General features: G+C 34.4%; 27 protein-coding genes and 1 pseudogene. 18 read left to right on the top strand and 10 right to left on the bottom strand.

Annotated elements, in window-relative coordinates; genetic code table 11:
* Nucleotides 1-31 precede the first annotated feature (31 nt).
* Both BAQ48_RS14500 and BAQ48_RS14495 read right to left on the bottom strand, forming a co-directional pair.
* Complete coding sequence (locus BAQ48_RS14500; RefSeq protein WP_071711601.1) at nucleotides 32-481, bottom strand: NUDIX hydrolase; 450 nt, start codon at nucleotides 479-481, stop codon at nucleotides 32-34.
* A gap of 17 nt (nucleotides 482-498) precedes the next feature.
* Nucleotides 499-1338 (bottom strand): DUF2785 domain-containing protein, encoded by an 840-nt coding sequence (locus BAQ48_RS14495; RefSeq protein ID WP_071711600.1) that lies wholly within the window; start codon nucleotides 1336-1338, stop codon nucleotides 499-501.
* 123 nt (nucleotides 1339-1461) lie between these two features.
* Here BAQ48_RS14495 and BAQ48_RS14490 point away from each other — a divergent pair, with 123 nt between their 5' ends.
* A complete protein-coding gene (locus BAQ48_RS14490; RefSeq protein ID WP_071711599.1) occupies nucleotides 1462-2184 on the top strand; it encodes an N-acetyltransferase in 723 nt (240 codons plus the stop codon).
* Nucleotides 2185-2862: 678 nt separating this feature from the next.
* Here the strand turns inward: BAQ48_RS14490 and BAQ48_RS14480 are convergent.
* On the bottom strand, nucleotides 2863-3210 hold the full coding sequence (locus BAQ48_RS14480) for a hypothetical protein (RefSeq protein ID WP_225321830.1): 348 nt from the start codon (nucleotides 3208-3210) through the stop codon (nucleotides 2863-2865).
* A 701-nt stretch (nucleotides 3211-3911) separates the two neighbouring features.
* Between BAQ48_RS14480 and BAQ48_RS14470 the strand changes: the two genes are divergently transcribed.
* Nucleotides 3912-4934: a tyrosine-protein phosphatase gene (locus BAQ48_RS14470; protein ID WP_071711597.1), complete on the top strand. Its 1023-nt coding sequence runs from the start codon at nucleotides 3912-3914 to the stop codon at nucleotides 4932-4934.
* 38 nt (nucleotides 4935-4972) lie between these two features.
* On the opposite strand, the gene BAQ48_RS14465 is transcribed toward BAQ48_RS14470, so the two are convergent.
* The gene (locus tag BAQ48_RS14465) at nucleotides 4973-5398 is read right to left on the bottom strand and encodes a DUF1648 domain-containing protein (RefSeq protein ID WP_071711596.1); all 426 of its coding nucleotides are present in this window, start codon (nucleotides 5396-5398) and stop codon (nucleotides 4973-4975) included.
* Between the two features lie 322 nt (nucleotides 5399-5720).
* Here BAQ48_RS14465 and BAQ48_RS14460 point away from each other — a divergent pair, with 322 nt between their 5' ends.
* Nucleotides 5721-6431, top strand: coding sequence for a YjjG family noncanonical pyrimidine nucleotidase (locus BAQ48_RS14460; protein WP_071711595.1), 711 nt, complete (start codon nucleotides 5721-5723; stop codon nucleotides 6429-6431).
* A gap of 72 nt (nucleotides 6432-6503) precedes the next feature.
* Nucleotides 6504-7466, top strand: a complete 963-nt coding sequence (locus BAQ48_RS14455; RefSeq protein ID WP_071711594.1) for a tubby C-terminal domain-like protein — start codon at nucleotides 6504-6506, stop codon at nucleotides 7464-7466.
* 55 nt (nucleotides 7467-7521) lie between these two features.
* Here BAQ48_RS14455 and BAQ48_RS14450 read toward each other — a convergent pair whose 3' ends face one another.
* Entirely contained in the window at nucleotides 7522-7725 is a 204-nt protein-coding gene (locus tag BAQ48_RS14450) for a helix-turn-helix transcriptional regulator (protein WP_071711593.1), read from the bottom strand.
* On the bottom strand, nucleotides 7713-8072 hold the full coding sequence (locus tag BAQ48_RS14445) for a DUF3796 domain-containing protein (RefSeq protein WP_000859231.1): 360 nt from the start codon (nucleotides 8070-8072) through the stop codon (nucleotides 7713-7715). The genes BAQ48_RS14450 and BAQ48_RS14445 overlap by 13 nt, the downstream gene beginning before the upstream one ends.
* 180 nt (nucleotides 8073-8252) lie before the next feature.
* Here BAQ48_RS14445 and BAQ48_RS14440 point away from each other — a divergent pair, with 180 nt between their 5' ends.
* The 6 genes from BAQ48_RS14440 to BAQ48_RS14415 all read left to right on the top strand — a co-directional run bounded on the left by BAQ48_RS14440 (nucleotide 8253) and on the right by BAQ48_RS14415 (nucleotide 13932).
* A complete protein-coding gene (locus BAQ48_RS14440) occupies nucleotides 8253-8447 on the top strand; it encodes a hypothetical protein (RefSeq protein WP_071711592.1) in 195 nt (64 codons plus the stop codon).
* A gap of 88 nt (nucleotides 8448-8535) precedes the next feature.
* On the top strand, nucleotides 8536-9261 hold the full coding sequence (locus BAQ48_RS14435) for an ABC transporter ATP-binding protein (RefSeq protein ID WP_071711591.1): 726 nt from the start codon (nucleotides 8536-8538) through the stop codon (nucleotides 9259-9261).
* Nucleotides 9254-10912: a putative ABC transporter permease subunit gene (locus BAQ48_RS14430; protein ID WP_071711590.1), complete on the top strand. Its 1659-nt coding sequence runs from the start codon at nucleotides 9254-9256 to the stop codon at nucleotides 10910-10912. Before BAQ48_RS14435 ends, BAQ48_RS14430 begins: the two co-directional genes overlap by 8 nt.
* A gap of 57 nt (nucleotides 10913-10969) precedes the next feature.
* Nucleotides 10970-11728: an SDR family oxidoreductase gene (locus BAQ48_RS14425; RefSeq protein WP_071711642.1), complete on the top strand. Its 759-nt coding sequence runs from the start codon at nucleotides 10970-10972 to the stop codon at nucleotides 11726-11728.
* Between the two features lie 337 nt (nucleotides 11729-12065).
* Nucleotides 12066-12776: a hypothetical protein gene (locus BAQ48_RS14420; protein ID WP_071711589.1), complete on the top strand. Its 711-nt coding sequence runs from the start codon at nucleotides 12066-12068 to the stop codon at nucleotides 12774-12776.
* An 85-nt stretch (nucleotides 12777-12861) separates the two neighbouring features.
* Nucleotides 12862-13932, top strand: a complete 1071-nt coding sequence (locus BAQ48_RS14415) for a pyruvate kinase (protein ID WP_084064642.1) — start codon at nucleotides 12862-12864, stop codon at nucleotides 13930-13932.
* A gap of 50 nt (nucleotides 13933-13982) precedes the next feature.
* On the opposite strand, the gene BAQ48_RS14410 is transcribed toward BAQ48_RS14415, so the two are convergent.
* The gene (locus BAQ48_RS14410; RefSeq protein ID WP_098267525.1) at nucleotides 13983-14264 is read right to left on the bottom strand and encodes a DUF1292 domain-containing protein; all 282 of its coding nucleotides are present in this window, start codon (nucleotides 14262-14264) and stop codon (nucleotides 13983-13985) included.
* Nucleotides 14265-14421: 157 nt separating this feature from the next.
* Nucleotides 14422-15102, bottom strand: a complete 681-nt coding sequence (locus BAQ48_RS14405; RefSeq protein ID WP_071711587.1) for an NAD(P)H-dependent oxidoreductase — start codon at nucleotides 15100-15102, stop codon at nucleotides 14422-14424.
* Between the two features lie 128 nt (nucleotides 15103-15230).
* Here BAQ48_RS14405 and BAQ48_RS14400 point away from each other — a divergent pair, with 128 nt between their 5' ends.
* Entirely contained in the window at nucleotides 15231-15614 is a 384-nt protein-coding gene (locus BAQ48_RS14400) for a winged helix-turn-helix transcriptional regulator (protein ID WP_071711586.1), read from the top strand.
* Nucleotides 15615-15938: 324 nt separating this feature from the next.
* Here the strand turns inward: BAQ48_RS14400 and BAQ48_RS14395 are convergent, their stop codons facing one another.
* On the bottom strand, nucleotides 15939-17252 hold the full coding sequence (locus tag BAQ48_RS14395) for a histidine--tRNA ligase (RefSeq protein ID WP_116758519.1): 1314 nt from the start codon (nucleotides 17250-17252) through the stop codon (nucleotides 15939-15941).
* A gap of 337 nt (nucleotides 17253-17589) precedes the next feature.
* Here BAQ48_RS14395 and ybaK point away from each other — a divergent pair, with 337 nt between their 5' ends.
* Nucleotides 17590-18066 carry a Cys-tRNA(Pro) deacylase gene (gene ybaK, locus BAQ48_RS14390; protein ID WP_071711584.1) on the top strand — a complete coding sequence of 159 codons (477 nt, stop codon included), beginning with the start codon at nucleotides 17590-17592 and terminating at the stop codon, nucleotides 18064-18066.
* A gap of 257 nt (nucleotides 18067-18323) precedes the next feature.
* Here ybaK and BAQ48_RS14385 read toward each other — a convergent pair whose 3' ends face one another.
* Entirely contained in the window at nucleotides 18324-19178 is an 855-nt protein-coding gene (locus tag BAQ48_RS14385) for a LysR family transcriptional regulator (RefSeq protein ID WP_242660461.1), read from the bottom strand.
* A 155-nt stretch (nucleotides 19179-19333) separates the two neighbouring features.
* Here BAQ48_RS14385 and BAQ48_RS14380 point away from each other — a divergent pair, with 155 nt between their 5' ends.
* The 6 genes and pseudogenes from BAQ48_RS14380 to BAQ48_RS14355 all read left to right on the top strand — a co-directional run bounded on the left by BAQ48_RS14380 (nucleotide 19334) and on the right by BAQ48_RS14355 (nucleotide 26432).
* Complete coding sequence (locus BAQ48_RS14380) at nucleotides 19334-20470, top strand: NADH-dependent flavin oxidoreductase (RefSeq protein WP_071711582.1); 1137 nt, start codon at nucleotides 19334-19336, stop codon at nucleotides 20468-20470.
* A gap of 40 nt (nucleotides 20471-20510) precedes the next feature.
* Nucleotides 20511-21413, top strand: a complete 903-nt coding sequence (locus tag BAQ48_RS14375) for a DMT family transporter (RefSeq protein WP_071711581.1) — start codon at nucleotides 20511-20513, stop codon at nucleotides 21411-21413.
* A gap of 99 nt (nucleotides 21414-21512) precedes the next feature.
* Nucleotides 21513-21683, top strand: coding sequence for an SH3 domain-containing protein (locus BAQ48_RS27955; protein ID WP_165613799.1), 171 nt, complete (start codon nucleotides 21513-21515; stop codon nucleotides 21681-21683).
* Nucleotides 21684-22247: 564 nt separating this feature from the next.
* Nucleotides 22248-23372: a helix-turn-helix domain-containing protein gene (locus BAQ48_RS14365; protein ID WP_071711580.1), complete on the top strand. Its 1125-nt coding sequence runs from the start codon at nucleotides 22248-22250 to the stop codon at nucleotides 23370-23372.
* Nucleotides 23373-23388: 16 nt separating this feature from the next.
* Nucleotides 23389-24375 (top strand): annotated as a pseudogene (locus tag BAQ48_RS14360) (alpha/beta hydrolase).
* Nucleotides 24376-24812: 437 nt separating this feature from the next.
* Nucleotides 24813-26432, top strand: coding sequence for an S-layer homology domain-containing protein (locus BAQ48_RS14355; protein WP_071711579.1), 1620 nt, complete (start codon nucleotides 24813-24815; stop codon nucleotides 26430-26432).
* The last annotated feature ends 547 nt before the right edge of the window (nucleotides 26433-26979 follow it).

The following is a 26979-nucleotide window of genomic DNA, read 5'->3' as shown; positions in this document are numbered from 1 at the left end:
TTTTATTACTACATACAATATGTAATGTTTTTTAATTGGAGTGCTGAAATTCCCTAATAATACGCTCAATAACGGGATGAAGAGTACTAGGCAATTCATCCAGCGGAAAGAAACGTAATTCTTTTGACTCAGTTTGATCACAAATAAGCTCACCGTGAAATTCACGGCAAATATAAACAACGAGTACACCGTGTACTTGATCGCCGTTTGGATAAATTTGAAAGTAATCTGGTCCTGAGTATGTACGGAATAGTTCTGGATTTTTAATGATAAGCCCAGTTTCTTCAAATACTTCTCGCTTTAAAGCGTCTTCGAGTGTTTCGTTATATTCTAAGGCCCCGCCAATAATACCCCAGCGGTTAAAATCTGTCCGAAGCTGCAGTAATACTTCATCTTTTTCATTTAATATAATGGCGTGTGAACCAATTAAAATAAGTGGATGATTTCCTATTAGATTTCTCATGTCTTCAATATAACCCATAATGTTTCTCCTTACATTTAATAATAATTAGGAAGTTCTTTTAACATTCTTTCTGTTTTACGTGCTGTAAAGGCTAAGTTATGATCATCTTTTGTTCTAAAAAATAATGTGCGTAAAAAGGTTTTAATGTTCGCACATAAAATACAATACTCATTAAGTGAAAGGCGTTTTCTAATTTGAGGAAGCCTTTTTATTTTTTTATAAATAATTGAAATTAACGTATCTTGTGAGAGGTCATGATACAGCATTGCTAGTAACGGAGTAACGGTACGTTCATCTTCGTTATTATGAAAAAGATCAGACGGAATGAAAATTTTATTTAATAAACAATGAATTAATTCTTCATACCACTGGAAGGTCGTATAGGAATTGTGAACAATTTCAGTAAAGGCATCAGATACGTGGGCGATACAATGAGCCCATCCTTTATTTTCGATATAGCCTCGAAAATCAGTTTCTAAGTTTGTATATGTAATGAGTTTGTTTTTTATTTCCTCGATATCCTCCTCTGTAAAAAAGTAGTGCGAGTTAGCGAATTGGAGTATTAATGCAATTAACGAAACAGTGTAAGAACGTGTGAAAACCCCATCTGTTTGTGGGGAGTGAATGTCACAATATAAATACTCATCACTTAAGCATGTATGTAACAGTAATTTCAGTTGATCGTCCATAAGGAATTCATGATGAATAAAATGAGCAAAACATTTATATATAAGTTGGTAACGAACATAACTGTCAGTCGTTCCGATATATTGAAGCATGTTTAAAGTTAACTCATTTATATCTATATGTTGCAGTTGCGTATAATCATTTTGTTGTATAAGCTCTAACTGTTGTTGCAGCGCTGTAATATCCAATGGAGAACCTCCTCCGCACTTTAAAGATGCGATCTTTTCTAGTATTCTATATATTCAAGGACAATCCTGCTCATGCAAGGAGAACGATTACAAATTCGAGTATGATATAGATGAGGGAAGAATATGACGACGATAGAACAGTTAGCAAAACATTTTAAAATAAGAAGAAGTGCTTCTTCTATTATGATAAAAGAAAATAATGCAGAGATTTTTACAGAAGAGCAATTAGAGGAAATGATGCAATATTGCGTTGCTGAAGCTGAAAAAGATGGATTAGAAAAACTACATTTTGAAATCTCTTCAAAAAGTCCAAATTATGATGTGTATAAAAAATGTTTTGAAACGTATTCATTTGAATATGTTACGGAAAGCATGATTGTATTTAAAGATATATATGAAGTAGAAGATGTAGAAAGTGAAATGGATTTTAAGCTTATTGAAGAAGTGGGAGAAGAGGCTTTTTATTCACTGTGGAATGAAGCGACGGGAGAACCAGTCGCTCAGGATCAATTTGTACATATGATGCTACAAGAAATTGGTGAGCAATGGAAAGAACATTGTTTAACAGCGGTTGTAGGTGAAGAGCCGATCGGAATTGTAATCCCGCATATTGAAAGAGGTACGTTAGAAGAAGGAAAGCTTATGTATTTTGGAGTCACTCCAAATATGAAAAATAAAGGGTATGAAGTAGCATTCTTTACAGGGGCAATGTTTGTCTTAAAGGAAATAGGTGCATCTTATTATATCGGTGAGACAAATGTGCAAAATGAGTGGATGAAGGATGTTTTTGAAGAGAACGGATGTCAGCTGCTGAGTTGTACTGAGCGGTATGTGAGGGAGTTTTAAAGGATGAATAATGTACTCTCTCGAACTCATTTAGCGGGAGGTTAGGGCTCAAAAATAGTGTATATTTAATTATATGTATGAAATTTATTTAAAGTTTTTAATAGACATTTTTATGAGTAAAGTTACGTTATCAGTCATTACTATGACTGATAACGTAATGAAGAACAAAGTTTAGATATTGAACCATGGAGAAAGGTACATAATACGAAGTATTTGTAGGGATAAATTAGAAGTCATGCATTCATTATGTGAATCCACTGTCATAAGTTTTCTTTCAGATAACCTAAATACCTCCAACACAATACGCTTATCTATCCAATTGGCAGGATTCGAAAAAAACTATCGAAAGTTTATTAAAAGGAGTGAGTATCCATGTATTACTTTTTAGACATATTTGTTCGTGACGTAAGTTGGTATGTTTACTGGGAAGCGATCCTTATCGGTGTTTTAGTTGCTACATCCCTTTACTTTTTCACCAAAAACAAGTGGGGTTCTCTCTTTCTTGGAATCCCGATAAGTGCCGCTTACCTTTCATTTGTTCATCACTATTCGTATCATTTGATTCTGATTAGTATCCATGTTGCTTTGCAATATCTAGTGCTGACCATGATAGAAGAGTGTACACTTCGTAAAAAGAAACGTAGCGTCTAACGTTATCATCCTATGTATTTCTAAACATCATTCATACTCCAGACGGGTAACTTCCTTTGAAAATGGTAAATATTCTATTTTACACATGTAATAATCCTCTTCTATGTCTGGGAGTTCTAATTGATCTGCTACTAAGAACAAATCATCAATTTCAATGTCTACTCTTGAAGATTTATAGTGGTTTTCATTTACAGTGATATAGCATTCACCTTCTACCTTACTAACATTTCCTTTTAGATAATAATTTAATTCCAGAAGAGTAGAAGCTAACAAATAAACTGAAGAGATAACGAAAATAGACAGAACTACTATCCCTTGCCAGAATCCCCTCTTTTTTCGCTTTCTATTCTTTTTATAAAAAACAACCAATCCCACAATGAATGCAATCAGTAGTGCAGAACACAAAAAAATATCTAGTATAAAATAATCTCGAATGATGTTTCACCCCTTTTATGATTTTTTTCTTACAACACAGACATGAATCGTTTTATTCCAAAAAAGCTATAAATCTGAGTAAGTAAATTTATAGCTTTTTTAATTTTACTATATAATATTTTCATTACGAATAATATATTATATCTCAACTTTATTGGATATCTTATTTTTTAATGTTACCACCTTTTACCTTACAGCTCTTCCCCTGTTATTTTTCCCGCCAATAAGTACCGTGGAGAATTCTACAGTTCCCCTTATATAATTAGATATAAAATATGTAAAGGTGTGAAAGGGTATGGAGAAACACGAAGGAATCAAATATATTTCAAATGAAATTACCGAAAACACTCGCCCTACTCTACAAGAGTATTTTAATATGTTTATTCATATCAAATATGCGGAAGGACGCGGGCCCCGTACCATACAGCAATATCAAGAGAACTGGCGCTATTTCCTTGAATACTTAACGGAAAAGAACAAATCGCATACGTATTTCGCGGTAATCCATGTACAAATTTTGAACAAGTAAAAGAACTTTTTGCCTGTTTGTAAGATAAAAAGAAAAATGAGAACGACAAAGTAGTTATTCCTATAATACAATAGAGTAAGATTCGATTATATGAGAAAGCGTTGGTGAAAGAATGGGGCAGCAAAGAAATTGGTTACAAGCAACTGTAGAAAGAAATGAAGGTAATACGTTACAAATAAAATGGGAAAATAATATAGAAGAAGTTCGTATTTATTGGAGTACTTCACCAGAACATATTGAAGAAACTGGAGAATTACTTGCAACGGTAAATGGAGAATTATCATATACAATTGAAAACCCGAGTGAAAATGAACGTCCATATTTTAGATTAGTAGGAAGTAATGGACAAGCAGTAACAGTAGCTGAGCGTAGACTGCCATTACAAGGCGCGTTTAACTTCCGTGATATGGGAGGATATGAAACGACAGAAGGCCGTAAAGTGAAATGGGGCAAATTATACCGTTCTGAAGAATTAGCAGGACTAACAGAATGGGATATTGCGTATTTACAAAAGTCTGGTTTAAAGTTAATTTGTGATTACCGTACAGACTTTGAAGTGAAGCATAAGCCGAATCCAGAAATTACGGGTGCTCGTCAAGTGTACTTACCAGTTATGCAAGACTTAGCGAAAGATCTAAATATAAATGAATTTTTCCAAGTTGGTGACCTTTCTATGTTAGGAAAACCAGGTGAGTATCTTGTGAAAATGAATCAAGATTTCGTAAGTGGTAACGAGGCGTTCGTGAGCTTCTTAAACTTAGCGCAAAATCCGGAAAACTTACCGTTAGTAAACCACTGTACAGCTGGAAAAGACCGTACTGGATTTGGCTCAGCATTATTATTACTTTTACTAGGTGTACCAGAAAAAACAGTAATGGAAGACTACTTACTAAGTAACGGTTTCCGTGAAAAGTTAAACGAAAAAATGATGGCCTTCTTAGGTGCAAAATTACAAAACGATGAAAGTAGAGCAATATTAGGTGCAATGTTTGAAGCGCGCGCTGAATATTTACAAGCTGCGATTGATGAAGTTAAAAAGCAATACGGATCAGTTGAAGCGTATGCTGAAAAAGCTCTAGGCTTTACGAAAGAGTCGTTAGAGGAAATGAAAGTGTTATTGCTAGAGGATAAATAAGAAGGAGGGAGGCTAATTAGATTAGCCTCCTGTTTTTATTATGAAATTTTTCGTTGCCTTATTATTCCTATGACAATTGGAATAACTGTCCCAATTAACAATATCGGTAAAAATAATTTTCCGAAACCGCCGCTCCAATCTAGAGCGATTGAAATTGTTTCAAATTGGATGAAAGCAAAAATAAGTAAACAGACATTTTTTAATTGATTTAGCATTTTTCTACTATTTAAATAAAACTCTTTAGCATTTGATTCATTCAGTCTTTGTGGGTAGTTATGAACTTCTGGAAACTTTTCTAAAGCCTGCATTAAAAGGAGTATGAATAGCCCTATTCCTGGCAAAAGCAGAAGTTCCCACTTTGATCCCCAGCGATCTACAGCTCCATATGCGTTATAATGTGCGGGCACTTCCGCGGGTAATCTTCCCCAAATGATGATCAAAAAAATGATTGATCCAAAGAACAATGAATATCCAATGATATCTCCAACCCATTCACTTTTTGTTTTTGGGATTTTTATTTTAGGTCTTCCCCATGAATTTACTACTATGTTGTTCCGCCCCTTTCTATTCCTGAATTACCTTTTAAAAAACTGGATTCATTATCCAAATTATCTCAAATGTATAGTATTTTCACAATTAATTATTTTTGAATAACATGACTCATGTGTCTTAAACAACTTTAAGATTTCTATACAGCTACTATTCGTAAAGGGAAAAAGTTCGACTTAAGAGACAATTAATGAGAAAATACAAGTTGTAAATAACGTACTAGTTGAGGAGAGCATAATGAAATATAAAGTTATATTATTCGACGTAGATGACACATTATTAGATTTTCCTGAAACGGAGAGAAACGCATTACATAATGCGTTTGTACAGTTCGGTATGCCTACAGGCTATAATGATTATCTTGCAAGTTATAAAGAGATTAGTAATGGCTTGTGGAGAGATTTAGAAAATAAAATGATTACGCTAAGTGAATTAGCGGTAGATCGATTTAGAAAATTATTTGCACTTCATAATATAGAAGTAGATGCGCAGCAATTTAGTGATGTATACCTTGAAAACTTAGGGAAGGAAGTACATCTTATAGAAGGTGCAGTGCAACTATGTGAGAATCTACAAGATTGCAAGTTAGGTATTATTACGAATGGATATACGAAGGTGCAACAATCTAGAATTGGAAACTCGCCTTTATGTGATTTCTTTGATCATATTATTATTTCTGAAGAAGTCGGCCACCAAAAGCCGGCACGTGAGATTTTTGATTATGCATTTGAGAAGTTAGGGATTACTGATAAATCAAGTGTACTGATGGTTGGAGATTCGCTAACTTCTGATATGAGAGGCGGAGAAGACTACGGCATTGATACGTGTTGGTATAATCCGAGTTTGAAAGAGAACACGACTGGTGTTAAGCCGACTTATGAAGTGGAGAGTTTACTGCAAATTTTAGAAATTGCGGAAGTGGTGGAAGAAAAGGTAGCCTCATTTTAATTGTATTGATATATTTTGAGTTACGGTAAATTTATAGGTATGAACTGTGTAACAACTAGAGGTGAGTAAAGGATGTTAACGTTTTTATTTGAGTTAGACAAAAGTATTCCAGATAAGGATGACCCACAATATACTGCTTATGCAAAGGGCTTTATTGAAGGAGATGTAACGATTTGTGCGAGTGACAAAGTACTTTTTCAGAAGTCACGCATGAAGGTTGCAGAGCTTGGCATTTATTTAGGACAGTGGATGGAACAAGTGCAACACGGGCAGAACGAACAGATGAATTATGAAACGCCTGAACGTGATGAAGTCATTCTCAGATTTTTCTACGAAGAGGACGAACAGTGGAAGATTTATTCCAGTTGGCAACAATTTGAAATTGAGGAGAGTATCTCTACTACGACATTAGTAGAGAGTGTTCAACGCTATTTATATGAGCTAAATAAAGAACTGCGCGCGATACAATATCCTGTGACGTTTGATCAGTACTTAAGAGGAGAGCGAATGATGCAGCTTTCTTACAAACGACCGTGTGATAGTAAAGCGGATATGACATCGATAGAGGTTTATAAGGAAAGCAAACGAGTAGGCGTAGTACGGGGTTACTATAAAAATATGTTGATGAGAGTACTAGATTTCATTCCAAAAATTGGTAGTAATATCATTTATGAAGTAAAGGATAGTAAGGATAATATTCGCGTCATTGCAAAGGATGTAAGTAGGCAGCGCCAAAGAAAGATCTTAGTAACGTATAAAGATAATCATAATGCAGAGCATGAAATACTTGTATGTGATGGAAAGTTATTAGATGCAAATTTCTTATTTACTTTTACATATAAGAGAGAAGAACATGTTGTTCATAAAACTTCAATTGGGCTTGGCAAGTTATTACGAAGGGGCTATGTAATCGCAGATTGGAATATTCGTCTTGAGGAAGATATGTATTATATTGAGATGAATGTGTATGATGAGGATTATATAGAGGATCAATACTTACTGTTAGGCGTATTTCATGCGGTCTTGTATGGGTGATAGTTGTATAAATGAAAAATACCGGTATTCTTTGTGAAAAGAATGCCGGTATTTTTTATTTATCTTCAAAAATAAAAATTTCATCAATCGTACTATGAAGTGCCCTCGCAATATCGTGAGCAAGCTGCAAGGAAGGGTTATATTTACCTTTTTCGAGATGGCTAATTGTTTCACGGCGTACACCAACACTTTTTGCTAAATCTACTTGTGTCATATTCAATTTGGCGCGGTATTCTTTTATTTTCGTTACGAACGCCATGGTGCATCTTCCATTTCATCAACTGGTTTATCGTAAAAGAACATAGAGAATCCGAACGTAAGAATAAGTGTGCCGAAAATAAGAGCGATATCAATTTCTTGTAGCACCGGGTTTGGAAATAACATTTCAATAAACAAAATGATAGCGGTAGTTAGTAATGTAACGATAAAGGCATTGCGGCATGATTTATTGACGATTTGTTCAAACAGTTCATCGTGTTGAACCGTTCTATACGTTGTGAAAAAGGAGAAGAAACAGAACATAGTAAACAACCCTTTTTCATAAAAAAATCCAAGGAAGCCAAAGAAACCGAGAAATCCTAAATATTTTATCCAAGTGGTTTTCATGATAGGTCCTCCCATTCAATGTTAGAAATAAGTCGCATTATGTTATAAATATATCACATATGGATAAGAATGGTAATAATAGTTTTCCAGTTTGCTTCATAATAATAGTAAAAAGAGGAAATATACTGCGAAATAAAGAGGATAATATTGTAAAATGGTTGTAAGGAGGGGGAGGAAGGAATGTTAACTTGGATCATGATCGTTGTATTACTTGTAGTGATTACTGTAGTGGCGACGGTGTTAATTGGACGAAATGGTGATGCAAATTATAGTAAAGCGACAAAAGGGAATATTAAGCGGCTAACGATGATTTATATTATACTAGCTGTCGTTTTAATCGTTGGATTAGCAGTTTACATTTATTTTAAAGGTTGAATAAACTGAAAAATACAAAAATCTGAAAATAAAAGTATGCTATAATATAAATATAGTTATTTGGTAATTAAGGAAAGGATTGGATGTAATGATTGAAATTACGAATGTGTCAAAAAGTTATAATGGATCTACCTATGCAGTAAAAGATTTAAGTTTGTCTGTGCCTAGCGGAGAAATCTTTGGGTTTTTAGGACCGAATGGTGCGGGTAAATCAACGACAATTAAGATGATTACTGGTATTCACGGCGTAGACAAAGGGACGATTACGATTAACGGTAAAGATATTATGAAAGAGCCGATGGAAGCGAAAAAGACGTTCGGTTATGTGCCGGATAGTCCAGATATGTTTTTACGATTAAAAGGCATTGAATATTTGAATTTTATGGCAGATATGTATGAAGTACCGAAAGAAGTACGACAAGAACGAATCGAGTCTTTAGCGAAGAAATTTGATCTTTATAATGCGTTATCGGATCAAATTCAAAGTTACTCGCACGGTATGAGACAAAAAATCGTTATTATTGGTGTGCTCGTGCATGAACCAGACGTATGGATTTTAGATGAACCGTTAACGGGGCTTGATCCGAAATCTGCATATATTTTAAAGGAAATGATGAGAGAGCATGCGGATAAAGGAAAGATTGTATTTTTCTCTACACACGTATTAGAAGTGGCAGAAAAAATATGTGACCGCGTTGCGATTATTAATAAGGGGAATTTGCAGTTTAAAGGAAATTTAGATGAAATGAGAGATCATTTTAAATCCAATGAATCACTTGAAAAAATGTTCTTGGAGATGACGGGAAATGAGTAAAATATGGACGTTAACGAAGGTATTATTGAAATTAAATTATGCAGATTTTATAACAGATAAGAAGAAGCGCTGGGCGTATGTATTTTCATTTGCAGCCATTTTATTTGTTGGTTTTTTAATATTTGGTTCTATCACGCACGGAATGTATGAAGGTATGAAACAATTAGGGCAAGACCCAGGAATGATTATCGCAATGGGACTTGCGATTGCGAGTATATGGGTATTTTTAATGAGTATTACGAACATTTTAACTGTATTTTATTACAGCAATGACATTGAAGTGTTATTGCCATTACCATTAAAACCAGCGCAAATTATTTCGGCAAAATTTTTAACAGTATTAATTACACAATACGTAATGAGTTCATTCATTTTACTACCAATCTTTATTACGTACGGGTTAAAAAGTGGCGCATTTATTACATATTACATATACATGATTTTTATTTACATACTCTTCCCAATCGTGCCGTTAGTATTAGCTTCGTTACTGATGACAGTTATTATGAGGTATACAAATATAGCGAAAAATAAAGATCGAGGCAATATATTTATTGGAATCGTAAGTATACTATTTATTGTAGGAATTAATGTATTTTTGCAGTGGAAAAATAAAAGTTCGTTTTCAGAAGATGCAATCACGAATTATCTTGCAAACAACCAATCTTCTCTTCTAGTACAAATGACAAATTATTTTCCAACTACATATTTTGGAGCAGTGGCATTAGTAGAAAATGCAAATTGGAAGGGTCCTTTATATGTAATAATCTTTGCAGTTATTTCATTTGTATTTTTTGTGTTGTTTTATTACATTGCAGAGCGTACATATTTAAAAGGGGTTATTGGACTTTCAACGAGTACTGCAAAAAAAGAGGTCATTTCAGCAGAAGGTTTACAAAAATCAACGGTACAAAGTTCACATTTGAAAGCGTATGTGAAAAAAGAGTTTAAAACGTTATTCCGTACACCACAATTTTTCTTAAATTGTATCGTACAAACTTTCGTTATGCCGATTATGTTGTTCTTCGTTCTATTTGTACAAGATGGAAATTTAAAATGGATTACGGGTTATATTAATAATCCAAAATCAGCAGGTCTTGCAATTGGTGTTGGTCTTTGTGCGTCACTATTTTTAATGGGAAGTAACGTTATTGCAACAACGTCATTTTCACGAGATGGAAGCTCATGGTTTGTGAATCGTTATTTACCAGTAAAAGCTTCGGATATCTTTTTTGCGAAAGCGATAACGGCTTGGTTAATTAATGTAATCATTTTAGCGATATTTGGTATTACGATGGCAGTTGTAGCGGGAATTTCTCCGGTCTTCATGATACTTTGGTTCTTGCTAAGTGCGAATGGTTTATTGTTAATTAATTTAATCGGTACACGCTGGGATGCGCAAACTGCCGATATACATTGGGATACAGAGCAGAAATTATTTAAAAGCCGCTATACAACTTTGTGGAATTTTTTAGCTAATATTTTAATAGCTTTAGTTATTGTAGCGGGAGTAAGTCTATTATACTTCTTCCTTCAAGTAGGACTGTGGGTTATGTTTATTGTTTTATTTGTAATGTTTACGATAGTAAATTATATCTTTATTAAAATTTTAAAATTAGGTGCTGAACGCATATTGTCAAATATTCAATAAGAAGATAGATCCTCTGTATTCGTGCAGGGGATTTATCCATAGATGGAGGAGAAAAAGGTGAAGAAAATAGCAATTGTAACAGGGGCAACTCGTCTGAATGGAATTGGTGCAGCTGTATGCAAGGTGCTTGCTCAAAAGGGGATAGACATTTTTTTCACGTACTGGTCTCAGTATGATAAAGCGATGCCATGGGGAATGAATGATCAAGAACCATTTTTGTTGAAAAAGGAAATTGAAAGTTTCGATGTCCGATGTGAAATGGCAGAAATTAATTTATCGCAGTCATATTCGCCAAACCGTTTGTTTTATATGGTGTCAGAGCGTTTAGGCGATCCATCTATATTAATTAATAATGCAGCGTATGCAACTCATACAAAAGTTGAGGAGTTAGATGTAAAGCAGTTAGATAAACATTATACCGTGAATGTCAGGGCTACTATGCTATTAAGTTCATTGTTTATAAAACATTATGCACTTAAAACGAGTGGAAGTATTATTAACCTTACTTCAGGGCAGTCATTAGGAGCAATGCCAGATGAATTAGCATACGCAGCAACGAAAGGGGCAATTGAAGCATTTACAAAGTCTGTTGCACCAGTTGCGATGGAGAAAGGGATTACAGTAAATGCCGTTGATCCAGGACCGACGAATACAGGATGGATTACAGAGGAGTTAAAGCATCATTTAGTGTGGAAGTTCCCGCAAGGTAAAGTAGGAGAACCGGTGGATGCAGCGCGCTTAATCTCTTTTTTAGTAAGTGAAGAAGCAAAATGGATTACTGGGCAAGTGATCCATTCAAACGGTGGTTACTCATAAATATATTATGTTGACAAATATTGAGAAACAAAAAAATGAAAGAAAATTTTATTTTTTTGTATAAATAAAATGTCAAGAAAGATAAAAATTTGATAGGAGAGTATATCGTCATATGAAGATTGTAATTCTTCATGTGACAATATACTCTTTTTCTTTTACAACAGAAAAGAAAAATGAAGTAGAAGAAACTCGAATATTAAAATGAGTTTATCAGTTTTTGTACGTATTATTATGAAGGTTACTGTCGGAAAGATGGTAATTCTTGTGAAAAGGGATTTTTTAAGGGGAAATCGAATCGTAAAGGGGAGGATAAAAACGTAAACATAGGGGGATTTATATGAAAATGAAAAAGGTCGCTATCGCATCGATAACAATTGGTACAATGCTTACTATGGCAGCTTGTAGTCCTTCAGCAGATAAAGAGACAGAAAAGAAGGAGCAAGTAACAGCACAAAATGAAGGAGAATCAAAAACGACAAGTACAGATGAAGCGTCAAAAACAACGAAAGATACTGAAAAAGAAACAAATACTTCTTCAAGCGAAAAAACAGATAAAGATGCAAAAAATACGAAAGAATCATCGGGAACAGAAAGTAACGGTAAAACATCAACTCAAAACGAGAATGTGAAAACAAAAGAAAAAGAAACGACAACTAAAACGAATGAGCAAACGACTAGCGGAAAAACAACAGATCAAAGTACAAGTACAAATTCAAACGGAAAAACAACGAAAGATCCGAAGAAAAGCGTAGCTGTGAAGACGAGTGTTAAAGAAGTTGCTGCATTAGTTGAAAGCTTAGACAAGCAATTAGCTGCGAATCCTAAACTAGAAACAGTGAATAAGCTTGGAAAACAAATTAATGAAAAGTGGGATGTAATAGAGAAAGACTTAGAAGCATCGCACCCAACTGACTATAAAACAATCGGACAAAGTATGTATCCGTTAATTGTAGGAGCAGAGAAAGAAAAGATTGATATTGCTAAAATGAAGTCATTAACGACGAAAACGAAAAAAGATTTAAATCAGTTATTGACGAAGTTATCGTAGTGTGAAAAGCGCCTACTCGTGTGAGTAGGCTTCTTTTTTTGTTGAGAGTTTATTTCAAAGGTAATGGGAAACCTATTTAAAAAGGATGGTGATAAAAATGACAATCGATCGAATTTGTACAATTGGTCCAGCAAGCAATAATAAAGAAACGTTAGCACAGTTAATAAGTAATGGTATGAAAATAGTGAGGTTGAATTTATCACATGGCACGCATGAAAGTCATAAAGATATCATTCGCTTAGTAAAAACGTTAGATGACTCTATTAAAATTTTAGGGGATGTACAAGGTCCTAAAATAAGGTTAGGTGAAATAAAAGGAGAACAAATTACACTTCAGGCGGGAGATTCTTTTATTTTGCATGCGCAACCAGTTACAGGGAGTAGCACTGAAGCAAGTGTTGATTATGAAGGAATCGCGAATGATGTGAAAGTTGGAAGTAGAATTTTAATTAATGATGGAGAAGTTGAGTTAATCGTTGAGAAGATAAGTACGGAAAAAATAGATACAAAGGTCAAAACAGGTGGTAATATCTCATCTCATAAAGGAGTGAACTTACCGGGGGCAATCGTTAGTTTACCAGCTATTACTGAGAAAGATAAAAAAGACATTCAGTTTCTTTTAGAAGAGGATGTTGATTTTATCGCATGTTCTTTCGTACGAAAACCTAGTCATATAAAAGAAATACGGGATTTTATAAAAGAGCATAAAGGAACTGCTCCTAATTTAATTGCAAAAATAGAAACGATGGAAGCAATCGAAAATTTTCAAGATATATGTAAAGAAGCGGATGGAATTATGATTGCAAGGGGTGATTTAGGAGTAGAGTTGCCGTTCCAATTTATTCCGCTCTTGCAGAAAATGATGATTCAGGAATGTAATCGAACGAATACATATGTCATTACAGCGACACAAATGCTTCAATCTATGGTAGAGCATTCTATACCTACAAGAGCTGAGGTGACTGATGTATTTCAAGCTGTGCTCGACGGAACGAATGCTGTTATGCTTTCTGCTGAAAGTGCATCAGGTGAACATCCAATCGAAAGTGTAAGGACATTACGTCTCGTTTCTGAATTTGCCGACCATGTAAAAAAAGATGGGCCTTTTGCGATGAAAGATGTACTGGAATTACTACATAGATCTTTCGGTGATTGATGAATAAAAAAGAGGGCGGATATGCATCCCCCTCATGTTTTTAACTCATATTAATCTTGCTCTTGCTCATCCAAAATCTTATCAAAAGCAGCAGATACTTTGTCAAACTCTTCGTCATTTTCAATGTATGAAAACTCATTATCTTCTTCTACTTTTAAAAAGAAGATATCAATGTCTTCCTCAGTTTCTGTTTGAATGTCTTCTACGAAGGCAACTGCAATATATTCTGCGCCTTCGACATCCATAGCTCCAAGTACTTCTACTTCCTGATCCTCATTATTCTCATCACTAAGTGTAAACACTTCGCCAACTTCAATATCAGACATATTCATTCTCCTCCTGTTCGACTCTAAAAATAGAGCACTCAAACTGTATACATACTAACATATCTTTCCATGAAAAAACAAATTCATACGTAAGAAAACAACTGATTCTTCTTTAGTATGAGTATACAGCTATAAGGAGCATTATTTTTTGCGTGCTATATTACTAAATCCATTCAACAATTGTATCTGTAGTCTGTCTTGTTTTATCACGCTTTGGCTCTTCTTTACGGTAACCAAAGGCAACCATAACAGATACTTCAAGATTATCGCCCTGTATAATGCCTTCTTGACGAAGTAAAGAATCTACTTTCTCTTTATCAAATCCTTCTATTGGACAAGAGTCAATGCCAATTTGAGCTGCACTAGTCATCATATTACCTAAAGCAATATAAGTTTGCTTAGATGCCCAATCAAATACAGCACGATCGGATTGTAGTAAGTTAAAATCTGATTCCTGGAACTTTTTGAAGAATTCATATCTAATTTTTTGAGTGTCTTCAGGTAATCCAATAATATCGTTCATCATATATTTAATATACTCTGCATCATAATGCATATCTTTAATGTTTCTTGAAAGAACAATGACAAAGTGACTAGCTGTTGCAAGCTGCCCACCAGCGCCCCATGAATACGGTTGTAGTTTTTCTCTTAATTCTTTATTTTGTACGACAAGAAATTTCCAAGGTTCATATCCAAAAGAAGAAGGAGACAATCTGCCTGTTTCTAAAATAAATTTAAAATCCTCTTCTGAAATTTTGTGCATAGGATCGAACTCTTTACATGCATGTCTGAAATGAAAAGCCTCCATAATTTTTTCTTTTGTAATTTGGTTTGTATTTGTCATAAAAGTTCCTCTTTTCATTTGTTTATTTTGTAAGTAAATTATATTTTTAAAGTAACATGGAAACAAGTACGCACATTTATGTGGTATAGTATCAAAAAAGATACTATTGGTAAGGGAAGGGATTTATTATGGATTGTTCAAACGAAAATAATATAAATTACCCATTTTTAAATAAATATTCTTGTCCAGTGGAAGCGATGGTTGAGGTGATTGGAGGGAAATGGAAAGGGGTTATTTTGTATCATTTATTAGATGGGACAAAGAGGTTTAATGAATTAAAAAGATTAAAACCGAATATCACACAAAGAATGTTAACATTGCAGCTGAGAGAACTTGAAGCAGATGGCATCATACATCGTGAAGTATACCGTGAAGTGCCTCCAAAAGTAGAATATTCGTTAACGGAGCTTGGTGAATCACTACGTCCAATGATTCTATTAATGATGGAATGGGCAACTCATAATATGGAGAAAGTTTTGGAGAGTAGGAATGTACAAAATAATAGTAAATAGTTGAATTTGGTATAGTGGAGACGGACAGGGATTTTTCTTGAATTGGTAGTGGGGCTGGAAAACCGTATATTATCAAAATAGGTAATGGGAAGATTTGCAGGATTAAATTGATTATAATTATTTTATGTAAACTAATTGCTTGGTTATCTATAAAATGAAAATATCTACTTATCGTTGATATAGTGTAAGTAATGATAGATATATTCGAAAAATCGTTAATATAATTTCACTTACGAAGGTGTTGTTCGTTTAGGAAAAAGGGCTGTCATGCGCGGACAGCCCTTTTTTAATTTACCTGAGTTACATTTTGAGCACATTTCACAATCATAACGTGCTAGGCATATTACAATAATTATTAAATGTATTATCTTTCAAAGAAGAAAGGGGAACCTTCATCTCACTACCTGCCTTCATATTCCGCAGCACAACAGTGTCTGTACTAAGTTCTTCTTCACCAATTATAAGCACATACGGGATATTTTCTTTGTTAGCGTAATTAAGGGCACGTTTTAGTTTGCGTCCCGCTAGTTCGAGTTCGACTTTTAAGGCAGTAGTAGAACGTAATTGCTGGGCGATTTGTAAGCATTGTAATTCTGTTCCGAGCGGGATGATAAATAAATCGGCTGTAGATGATATCGTTTCTTTCTGTGATAGTGCTGTATAAATAACGTCTAAACCAAATGAAATACCGACTGTTGGATAGTTCATATTATCACCACGGAATGCTCCGATAATGTTATCGTAACGACCGCCACTACCGATGCTGGATGTAATTGATCCATCTTTTAGGAAGATTTCATACACGGTACCTGTATACATTGTGAGTCCTCGTGCTAAAAATGGATTGAATATAGCATTCTCATTTATTCCAAGAGCGATTAAATATTGCTGTAATTGTTGCAATTCGTTTATTCCATCAGTAACGAGTGGATTATTGAAAGCTTCTTTAAATTCAGCAATTGAAAGCTTTAGACAAGATAAAACGGTATTACATATCGTATCAGCCATTTCTTCAGAAATTCCGCGCTCTAATACATCTTTTCGTACACCATCTATCCCAATCTTTTCGATTTTGTCTAATGATAAAATGACGTCACTCGTTAGTTCAGTAGGGATATTAATAGCCTGGAGAATACCGTTTAACAACTTTCGGTTATTATATTGGATCGTTACTTCTAAGTTTAACGTTCGGAATAGTTCAAACGCCATGCTCATAAGTTCAGCTTCTGCCATGACAGACTCAACACCGACTATATCAACGTCACATTGTATGAATTCACGAAATCTTCCTTGTTTTATTGGCCCATCTCGAAATACTTTCCCAATTTCATAACGTTTAAAAGGGAGGCGAATATTCGGATTCATTGCCACAACTTTTGCGAATGGAATTGTTAAGTCGTAACGTAAGGCAAGTTCGCGTTTTCCTTGATCCTGAAGTGTATATATTTCTTTTAAAATTTCATCGCCACCGCCATACTTGTAAGACATAAGCTCATACATATTTAACGTTGGTGTCTCTAACGGTTTACAGCCATAACGTTCAAACGTATCTTCACATGCTCTTTTAATTTTATTTCGCAGCACTTGTTCCTCTGGTAAATAGTCTTTCGTTCCTTTTACATTTTTCATTTCCATCATAATCACTCCTTTTTAAATTAAAAAAAGCTATGCAGGTATAAAAATACCCACATAGCTTTATGAACGCTTCGTGGGTCAACAGGAAAAGCCCTGTACCCACGAAGAAAAAATTTTCTTCGGATACACGGCGTTACGTATGATGATGAAGTTGGAAAGAAGTATTAATAGTACGCATTGCAAATCTCTCCTTAACAATAAGTTTTTCCAAATTATATCAGATGATTTTTGAATTATCAATATTTTTAGTTTTGAAATATACGTGAAGTTATGTAGGAGAAATGGAAAAGGGTGTATAATAAAACTTAATAATATGAAATAACCTGTTAAGGAGACCGCTATGAAAAAAGATAAGACTAATGCGATGCGAATATTAGATAAAGAAAAAATTGAATATTCGATGATGTCATATGATCCAAACGATGGGAAAATTGATGGCGTATCAGTAGCCGAGAAAATTGGACGAGAAGTGAGAGAAGTATATAAAACGTTAATTGCTCAAGGGAATAGTAAAAATTATCATGTGTTTATTATTCCGGTAGATGAGGAATTGAATTTAAAAGCTGCCGCAAAAGCAGTAAGTGAAAAGAAAATCGAAATGATTGCTGTAAAAGATATTACGAAAGTGTCAGGATATATTCGCGGCGGTTGTTCACCGGTCGGAATGAAGAAGCTATTTTCTACATGTATTGATGAAAGTGCTCAATCACTTGAAACGATCATTGTAAGCGGTGGGAAAATCGGTATACAAGTTGAGCTGAAAGTTGAAGACTTGGCGAAAGTGACGCGAGCGCAGTTTGGTGAAGTAACGAAGTAGATACATATAGGGAAAAGAAGTTTTAATTTAGATAATGATTTATCCCGCTATTTGTAGGAGTTTGACTGTCCAAAAATAGCGGGATAAAGAAATATTCTGCAAGATAAATTTTGTATGAATTATTATATTAATTCAACATAAAAAATATTAGTTTAAAACTTTGATTATGTAACAAAATAAGCTCTTTTATTTTTGAAAAAGATTGATCAAAATACGTTTTTAATTGAATTATTGTTTTATATAAAATCTAATTTACATTAGCGGTTTATAAAATAGTCTTGAACAATCTTGGAAAATTCTGTTGCGGCTGGAGTTAGTTCTTTTGTTGATTTCTTAACTAACCCAATCTCTCTGAAGATTTCCGGATTTAGCGGCAGACTACGTATATCTTTTAGTTTTTTTGGTACAGCAAGGTCAGGCATAATTGAAATTCCTAGTTTTCCGGCAACCATTGAAAGTACTGTTTGGTTGTCTTTAATATCGTATGAAATGCTTGGTTTTATTTTTGCTTCATGAAACTTTTCTTCTATCAGAGCTTCACAGCCAGATCGTAACATAATAAAGCTTTCTCCAATAAAATCTTCTAAGTTGATAATAGAATTCTTTTCGAAATGATGGCCTTCATATATTACAGCGGATAAAGGGTCATTTAATAGAGGAATAAATTCCACGTTTTTGACTGGTAGTGCTGCAAAACCAAAATCCACGGTTCCTTCTTCCACCCATTTTATGATTTCATCGTAACCACCTTCATAAAGCCTTATCTCTATGTTAGGGAATTTTTCTTTATAGATAGAAAATAAAGATGGTATAAATCTAGCAGTAAAGCTGGGAAAACTCCCAATTGAAAGTTTTCCCATTTCCATCCCATTCACAGCTGCAACCTTTTGCTCAATATACGCCATATTTTCAATAATTGCACGTATATGAGGGATAATATACTCACCTGCAGTAGTTAAAGATACTCCATTTCGTCCGCGTTTTAATAAGTTCACACCAAGTTCTGTCTCTAGCGCTGTTATATTATGACTGACCCCTGATTGTGTAAGTCCTATTTGGTCTCCTGCTTTTGTAAAACTTCCATTCTCTACAACTTTTAAAAAGACTTCCAACTGAAAAAAATTCAATATTTTTCATCTCCTTCTTCTTTTTATTATACATGAGAAAATCGAATGTAATAAATGAAAAACATTCATTTTACTTATGCAAAAATCAAGAATACAATAAATGCAGCTTCAGAAAAATAGAATGATGGGGGAATCATACAATGTTGAAACAAAAATATAACAAGATACTATCCTCGTATAATCTTTCCAACGGAACGACTCTTAAAAATAGGGTTGTAGTTGCACCTATGACAACTTACTCAGGTCAAGAAGATGGGCGTGTTTCTGACGAAGAGCTTGCCTACTATAGAAGAAGAGCAGCAGGTCCAGGTATGTTTATCACAGCGGCAGCTACGATTTCACCTGTAGCTACAAGCTTTCCTAGACAAATGAAAGTGTATGACAAGCAAAGTATCAGCGGCCTTACAAATTTAGCAAATTCAATTAAAGAAAAAGGGGCAAAAGCAATTTTACAGCTTCATCATGGTGGTAGTGAATCTCTTCCAGGGTATACAGGCGGAGAACAAATGGTTAGTCCAAGTGGTGTTGTAGCAAGTATTTATAAAGAAGCTGGAGAAGAGTATATCCCTCGTGAACTAAATCAAGATGAAATTGTATCTACGATTCAAGACTTTGGAAGAGCAACTTATTTCGCCATCAAATCGGGATTTGATGGTGTAGAAATTCATGGTGCGAATGGATATTTAATTCAACAATTTTTCTCTCCTTATTCTAATCATCGTAGTGACTATTGGGGAGGTACATTGGAGAAAAGAATGAATTTCCCGCTTGCTGTTATAGAAGAAGTGAAACGTGTACGTGATCACTATGCTAACAAACAATTTATTATAGGCTATCGATTTTCACCTGAAGAGCAGGAGGAATCGGGTATAAAGATGGATGAAACAGTAGCATTTGTAAATAGATTGGCTGACCAAGAGCTTTCCTATCTACATCTTTCTGTAAAGAATGTGTGGTCTCTTCCGCGGAGCGGTTCAAATCGAACATTAACACGAACAGAAATTTTTCGAGATGTCATTGCTGGCAGAACTAGTTTTATTTCATTAGGATCGATTCATACACCTGATGAAGCGCTAGATGTATTGGAAAAAGATGTACCACTCTTTGCATTAGGTAGAGAAATATTAATGGAACCAGATTGGGTGAAAAAAGTAGAAGAGGGCAGGGAAGAAGATATTGTGAACATCCTGCCTCGAGATAGCAGAAGTAAATTAGAAATTCCTAATCAAATGTGGGCTAACATAATCACACGAGATGGTATGCCAGAAAAGAGATAATCTTGTCTTACAAATATGTGCAGATATAAGGAGATTCATCATGAACAAAAAAGCATTAACACAACTAGCTCTAGCTATGTCCATATTTGGTTCTGTTGGTTTCTTTTCTCGTCTCACAGGACTTTTCGCAATTGAACTCGTTTTTGTTCGTTTAGTATGTGCTGCTATATTTTTATTTACAGTTTGGCTTATAAAAGGGGATTTTAAGAACGAGAGATGGAACCACAAAGAGTTGCTGTTCATCATTCTTTGTGCAACAGCTAACTTACTGAATTGGATATTTCTTTTTAAATCATTTGAACAGACTTCTGTAACTATTGCTATTTCTTTCTATCATTTAGCGCCTATATTTGTTCTTATCATAGGAAGATTTATCTTTCGAGAGAAGTTGACATGGAATTCGATTTTAGCAATCTCTCTATGTTTTACAGGCACTTTATTTATTATGGGATTAGGTGAGGTTCGTTCATCTTCCTTTGAATGGAATGGAATTACATATAGTGTTGTTGCTGCATTTTTCTATGCGGCAACCATGCTTTTTGGAAAAAGTATTACAAAGATGAGTGCATATGCGACAACTTTTTTGCAAATGACCATAGGTATTTTGTTACTAGTTCCATTTGTTGATTTTTCAGCATACACTTCCATAAACTCAACTGAGTGGTTTTATTCGATTCTTACCGGTGTTATCCATACGGGGGTTGTCTATCTTATTTTCTTTAATAGCTTACGTAATCTTCCTGCAAAGATCATTTCTTTTATGATCTTTGTAGATCCTGCTGTGGCCATTCTATTAGATATTGTATTGACCGAATTTCGTCCAGATTGGCTGCAATGTTTGGGGATTTTATTAATTTTCAGCGGTTTGCTTTTTACGATTAGGCAGTCTAAATCCTTTGCTAATTCTGAAAATGAAATTAGTGGAAAAGATTTAGCGGTCTAGGTATTGATATATGACATGCAAAGAGAGGAAGTTGTTACAATAATAAAAGAAAGAATATTTCGATATTAATTCAGTTAATAACATATTTGGAGGCATCTTATGAAGCGATATAAAGTTGTTCACCCACATCGTTCAAATTATCCGGATCCGATTGTTTTAGTTAAAGGAGATTTTGTTATATACGGAAGAGAGGATACTGAATTTCCAAACTGGATTTTTGTGAAGAAATCCATTCTAAAAAGCGTGGATGGGTACCGAAACAAATATTAAGTACACCGAATGAGGGGAAAATTGCGACTACGTTAACAGACTATTCCGCACACGAATTGACTGTTATTCCTGATATGATAGTTGAAAAGGAATTGGAACTTAATGAATGGAGTTTTGTTCATACCACACAGGGTGAGAAGGGATGGGTACCTAATAAAGTATTAGCTATATTAGATGATAAACATTCATTTATACTAGAATAGCTATTGTTGATAATTGGCTATCCGAAAATGAAAACTAGAGTTAATTGAATATAAAGCTATACATATAATTACAGACTATTTTTGACTCTATTCCATCGCTATCAAGCTAAGAAAAGCAAATACTCTAAAACGAGAAAATGTACATCTCCTGGTGAAAATGTACATTTTTTTGTTTTAGAGTTATAAAAAAATTATTAAGTTGATTTTATTGGGTTTAACATCTATAACCTAAATCTAAAATTTTTGGAGCTTCTTTTTTTGACAGATGTTTCCTAACAGTTGATTTGATTAACGAAAGTCGAATTTAAATCCATATTTTGTATGGAATAAAGAACATATAATAAAAGTATGAGGTGATATAGTGAGAGAAATTCATATTCATAAAATCATTGCGCATAAGAGAAAAGAAAAGGGAATTACGCAGGAAGAGTTAGCGGCGTATATCGGTATTACAAAAGCATCTGTTTCCAAATGGGAGACGGGGCAGAGTTATCCGGATATTACATTTTTACCATTGTTAGCAGCGTACTTTAACGTAAGTATAGATGAATTAATTTGTTATACACCACAAATGAAACAGGAAGATATTAGGGATTTATATCATAGACTAGCGGAAGCTTTTAGTGAAGAGCCGTTTGATGAAGTAATGATGGAATGCAAGGAAATCATAAAAAAATATTATTCTTGTTTTCCATTATTAATTCAAATGGGAGTGCTTTTTATTAATCACCATATGTTAACAGAGGATACGGATAAAAGAATTGAAATGCTAGAAGAGGCAATTCATCTCTTTAACAGGGTACAGGAAGAAAGTGAAGATGTTTCGCTTGCGAAAGAGGCGGTATCGTTTCAAGCAACTTGCTATCTTCTACTCAATAAACCGAACGAAGTGCTGCAATTGCTTGGCGGAACGATACGTCCTAACGTTCCAGAGGAAGATCTAATTGCACAAGCGTATCAAATGCTTGGAAATACTGAAAAGGCGAATGAAATTATGCAAATTAGTATGTATCAACATTTAATGCAATTCGTTTCGACAATATCGAGTTTTGTATTAGTAAATGCCTCAAACAAAGAAAAGGTAGAGATGGCTTTAAATAGAGCTTTTAAATTAATAGATATTTATGAAATAGAAAAATTGCATCCTAATATGACCTTAAAAGTTTATTATACTGCTGCGCAAGTATGCTGTATGCATGAAAACTATGAAAGAGCATTAGAAATGTTACGGAAATATGCAGCGGTTTGTGCGGCGAGCTTTACAGTAAATAGTCTACATTTACACGGTGATTCCTATTTTGATGCGATTGATGAATGGTTTGCAGAATTTCCGCTCGGCGCTAAAACGGTCAGAAATGAAGAAATTATAAAGCGGAGCATGTTACAAAGTATTGCAGAGAATCCAATTTTCGAATCAATGAAAGACTTAATAGAGTATAAAAATATTGTAGCGAGTTTGAAATTTAAATTGGATATAAAAGAATAGTGGGAGGACAAATATAATGACCTTTGACGAATATGAAGTAGCGATAAATAGTGAATTTACTTTGCATGGAACGATTACAAAGCCGAAAGTTGACGGGAAGTATGCTGCTGTTGTAATGATCGCTGGATCTGGAGAAGTTGATCGTGATGGAACGATAGTACCACTAAAGCTTGAGTCGAACATATATAAAGATTTAACACATGTATTTGCGAAGCTTGGAGTGGTGACGCTCCGTTTTGATAAGCGCGGAGTAGGCAAGAGTGATGGGGCATTTCTAAAGACTGGAATGTGGGATTTGGTTAGAGATATAGAGGCTATGATTACGTATGTAAAAGAACAACCATTTGTTGACCCAGAAAATATTATTTTAGTAGGTCATAGTGAAGGATGTATGTTAGCAACTGTAGTGAACGCAAGAACATCAGTTAATGGGCTCATCCTTCTTACTGGAGCTGCGGAATCATTAGAAGAAGCTTCGAAAAGACAAAGGGAAATTGCTTATAAAGAATTAAAAGAACAAAAAGGAATAAAAGGAAAGTTAATGTGTCTTCTTAATGTAGAGAAACGTGGAGAAAAGCAGATGGAAAAATTAAAAGAGAAAATGATGAACACAGAAAAAGATACGATTAAAGTTGGTTTTAAACCGATGAATGCAAAATGGTTTAGAGAGCATTTTCAGCATGATATTTATAAAGACTTACAACAAGTAACATGTCCAGTGCTAGCACTTGCCGGGGACAAAGATATTCAGGCTAACCCTGAAAAAGCGAAGCGAATTGGTGAATATGTGAAGGGTGATTCTGAAGTACATGTAATAAAAAATATGGATCATAGTTTGAAAGTTTTTGAAGGTGAATTTAAAGCGTTAGAGTTTAAAAAGAATTAAGAAGCAGGGGCGGGAAAGCCAATTCATTCAGAGTTGGAAGAAATTATTGTGAATTGGATGGATACGCATTTTATCTCGCAGTATGAGGAAGTTGGGAGAGAGAGTAACTACCTGTAAAAGTCCGATTGGTGTGGGTACCTATGAATCCTACACCAATCGGGCTTTTTTGTAATTGTCGTTTCAATCCCACGAAGGAAACAGCATTCTTTAACTAACTCTATTACAGAAGCCGATACACCCTCATCACAATGATTCTTAAAAGAACCTATCATAAGAAATTTTTCTTTTTAATTTATAATAAAGATTAAAAAAAATGTGAATTTCATAGAAAAAGAACGACATATGAAGTAAAATGTCATGTATAGTTTCTATCATTCTCTTTAATAATTGTTTGAAATGTTCTTACATATTGATTTATCTGGGAAAATGTATAGATTTCGATTGATTATATGTAATGAAAAATGAAGGTGTTATGTAACTATTAGGATGTACATTAGAAGAAGTGTGAGGAGGAAGGTATATCTATTAAAATAGCGAGATATACTAAATTAAATATGAGTATTAGATTGAATAAAAAAGTAGTAGTATTAACAGCAGGACTAACGGTATTATCCTCATCGATGGTATCGTTTGCAGAAGAACAGCCATCTGTAAATAACCATCAATCTATAAGTATTCAGGAACAAAGCGGGACGGATCAACTTCAAGTATCAGAAGAACAAGTTTTAAAAAGTATTGAAGAAAGTTTTGAAGGGGTAGATGGACGCGGTGGAGGTACTGTCAATAATAAGAAAGTGGACAGTCTTCAAAGTTCAGAAGGTATTTATGAAGAAACGGGTACATTAACGGTTCCTCATAATTCAAGTAGAACAAAGCGTAGTCTTGCTTTCTCAGCACCTACAGTTTCTAGTACGATAAACGGGGTTCCATTCACGGAATGGATTGTTCCAGCAGGTAACGATAATATTCGCCCTCAAAATCATATGATTCCAAAGTATATTACAATTCATGAGACTGATAATAAAAGCGTAGGAGCAGGAGCTAAAAGCCACGCTCAATACTTATATAACCAAGCAGTAGGGGAAACAGACCGAGCTGCATCATGGCACTTTACAGTAGATGATAAAGAAATTTATCAACACTTACCATTAAACGAGAACGGATGGCACGCAGGAGATGGTGATGGGCCAGGTAATAGAGAATCTATTGCAATTGAAATTGCAGTTAATAGTGATGGTGACTACAATAAGGCAGTCGATAACGCTAAGAAACTTGCAGCTTATTTAATGAAAGAAACGGGTGTACCATTAAACAACATCGTAAAACATCAAAAATGGAGTGGTAAAAACTGTCCCGATATGTTGATTAATAGTGGACAATGGGTACCGTTCGTAAATGGCGTTGAAGGATATTATAATAAATTTTATCAACCGACAGACGATATAACGGGAGGTTGGTATGAATCGGCTATTCGTGATTTGAACAGAAGAGGTATTATGGTAGGAGAAGGAAACGGCATTTTTGCGCCTAATAGATCTGTAACAAGAGCTGAGTTTGCGCAATTAATCTCGAATTCTTTAAGTCTTCCAGCTGGAGATGCGACGTTTAAAGATTTAAATGATGTAAATTCAACTTTACGAGATGGTATTAAACGTACTGCAAGTGCAGGCATCATTTCTGGTAGAGGAGACGGTAATTTTGATCCTAACACACCTATTACAAGAGAAGAAGCAGCGGTCATTGTAAATAAAGCTTTACAGTATAAAGGAATAAATGGACCATTGGTAAACTTACCATTTGCAGATAAAAATCAAATTATCTATAAAGAAGCTGTACAAAGATTATACGGCTTAGGTATTGTAACAGGTATGGGAGATAACTTGTATGTCCCTAAAGGAACAACAACTCGTGGTGAAACTGCAGCATTCATTTTAAACATGCTTCAAGTCATTGAAACTGGGAACGTTCAAAAAGGAATTGGTACGGTTGAAATAAATGGTATTGGGGTAAATGTTCGCAGCGGAGCAGGATCTAGCTACTCTGTTGTTAGAAAAGCAAGCAAAGGTGAAAAAGCTACAGTATACGAAGAAAAGAATGGTTGGCTAAGAATTGGTACAGATGAATGGGTTTATAATGAGCCTAGCTACATCGTCTATACGAAAGATAAAAATTAAATAGTTAAGAAGTAAGTCATACATCACATATTTTATTTATCCCGCTTTAATGGGCAGTAAGACCCCCACCTCAAAATTCAGTGAAAGCAAAGAAGTTAGGTGGGGGATCAACTGCCCATAAAAGTCCGATTGGTTCAACTAATAATCAGTGGGGGATGAAGAAAACCCCCACTGATTAAAGTTTCACTTTATCTATTAAATCGTGTTTCTTCTATTATATATGTTTCACGTTATGAACACTTTTAATTATTTTAACCTACTAAAGCAATTATAGAATCCTATTATTGCAAAAATAATATGTGAAAGCCTGAAATCAAGGCGTAATTTTTTCCATACCTCGACTTATTTTGTAACAATTATGGCGATTTTTTATTAAATTTCACCTCATTTATATTCCTCCACAGCCAGAATAGTTATTTTTACATAACTAATCACCTGTTTCAACAGCAAAATACGCCATTTTTGTAACACCTAAGAAACAATTACGTAACACTACAGAAACATTATTAACCTATTAGAAATTGAAATACTCTCTATTTTATGCATC

The organism is Bacillus luti (assembly GCF_001884105.1).
Taxonomy (GTDB): domain Bacteria; phylum Bacillota; class Bacilli; order Bacillales; family Bacillaceae_G; genus Bacillus_A; species Bacillus_A luti.
Note: the sequence above shows the minus strand (reverse complement) of the source record. Positions and strands in the feature narration are given on the sequence as shown.

What these genes read in the sequence shown, in the direction of transcription:
- ybaK (WP_071711584.1), top strand. Translation starts at nt 17,590, where the DNA reads ATGAAAAAAGATAAGACTAATGCGATGCGAATATTAGATAAAGAAAAA.
- BAQ48_RS14460 (WP_071711595.1), top strand. Translation starts at nt 5,721, where the DNA reads ATGAAATATAAAGTTATATTATTCGACGTAGATGACACATTATTAGAT.
- BAQ48_RS14375 (WP_071711581.1), top strand. Translation starts at nt 20,511, where the DNA reads ATGAACAAAAAAGCATTAACACAACTAGCTCTAGCTATGTCCATATTT.
- BAQ48_RS14400 (WP_071711586.1), top strand. Translation starts at nt 15,231, where the DNA reads ATGGATTGTTCAAACGAAAATAATATAAATTACCCATTTTTAAATAAA.
- BAQ48_RS14435 (WP_071711591.1), top strand. Translation starts at nt 8,536, where the DNA reads ATGATTGAAATTACGAATGTGTCAAAAAGTTATAATGGATCTACCTAT.
- BAQ48_RS14405 (WP_071711587.1), bottom strand. Translation starts at nt 15,102, where the DNA reads ATGACAAATACAAACCAAATTACAAAAGAAAAAATTATGGAGGCTTTT.
- BAQ48_RS27955 (WP_165613799.1), top strand. Translation starts at nt 21,513, where the DNA reads ATGAAGCGATATAAAGTTGTTCACCCACATCGTTCAAATTATCCGGAT.
- BAQ48_RS14455 (WP_071711594.1), top strand. Translation starts at nt 6,504, where the DNA reads ATGTTAACGTTTTTATTTGAGTTAGACAAAAGTATTCCAGATAAGGAT.
- BAQ48_RS14380 (WP_071711582.1), top strand. Translation starts at nt 19,334, where the DNA reads ATGTTGAAACAAAAATATAACAAGATACTATCCTCGTATAATCTTTCC.
- BAQ48_RS14355 (WP_071711579.1), top strand. Translation starts at nt 24,813, where the DNA reads ATGAGTATTAGATTGAATAAAAAAGTAGTAGTATTAACAGCAGGACTA.
- BAQ48_RS14500 (WP_071711601.1), bottom strand. Translation starts at nt 481, where the DNA reads ATGGGTTATATTGAAGACATGAGAAATCTAATAGGAAATCATCCACTT.
- BAQ48_RS14415 (WP_084064642.1), top strand. Translation starts at nt 12,862, where the DNA reads ATGGTGATAAAAATGACAATCGATCGAATTTGTACAATTGGTCCAGCA.
- BAQ48_RS14420 (WP_071711589.1), top strand. Translation starts at nt 12,066, where the DNA reads ATGAAAATGAAAAAGGTCGCTATCGCATCGATAACAATTGGTACAATG.
- BAQ48_RS14440 (WP_071711592.1), top strand. Translation starts at nt 8,253, where the DNA reads ATGTTAACTTGGATCATGATCGTTGTATTACTTGTAGTGATTACTGTA.
- BAQ48_RS14470 (WP_071711597.1), top strand. Translation starts at nt 3,912, where the DNA reads ATGGGGCAGCAAAGAAATTGGTTACAAGCAACTGTAGAAAGAAATGAA.
- BAQ48_RS14430 (WP_071711590.1), top strand. Translation starts at nt 9,254, where the DNA reads ATGAGTAAAATATGGACGTTAACGAAGGTATTATTGAAATTAAATTAT.
- BAQ48_RS14395 (WP_116758519.1), bottom strand. Translation starts at nt 17,252, where the DNA reads ATGATGGAAATGAAAAATGTAAAAGGAACGAAAGACTATTTACCAGAG.
- BAQ48_RS14445 (WP_000859231.1), bottom strand. Translation starts at nt 8,072, where the DNA reads ATGAAAACCACTTGGATAAAATATTTAGGATTTCTCGGTTTCTTTGGC.
- BAQ48_RS14490 (WP_071711599.1), top strand. Translation starts at nt 1,462, where the DNA reads ATGACGACGATAGAACAGTTAGCAAAACATTTTAAAATAAGAAGAAGT.
- BAQ48_RS14410 (WP_098267525.1), bottom strand. Translation starts at nt 14,264, where the DNA reads ATGAATATGTCTGATATTGAAGTTGGCGAAGTGTTTACACTTAGTGAT.
- BAQ48_RS14450 (WP_071711593.1), bottom strand. Translation starts at nt 7,725, where the DNA reads ATGGCGTTCGTAACGAAAATAAAAGAATACCGCGCCAAATTGAATATG.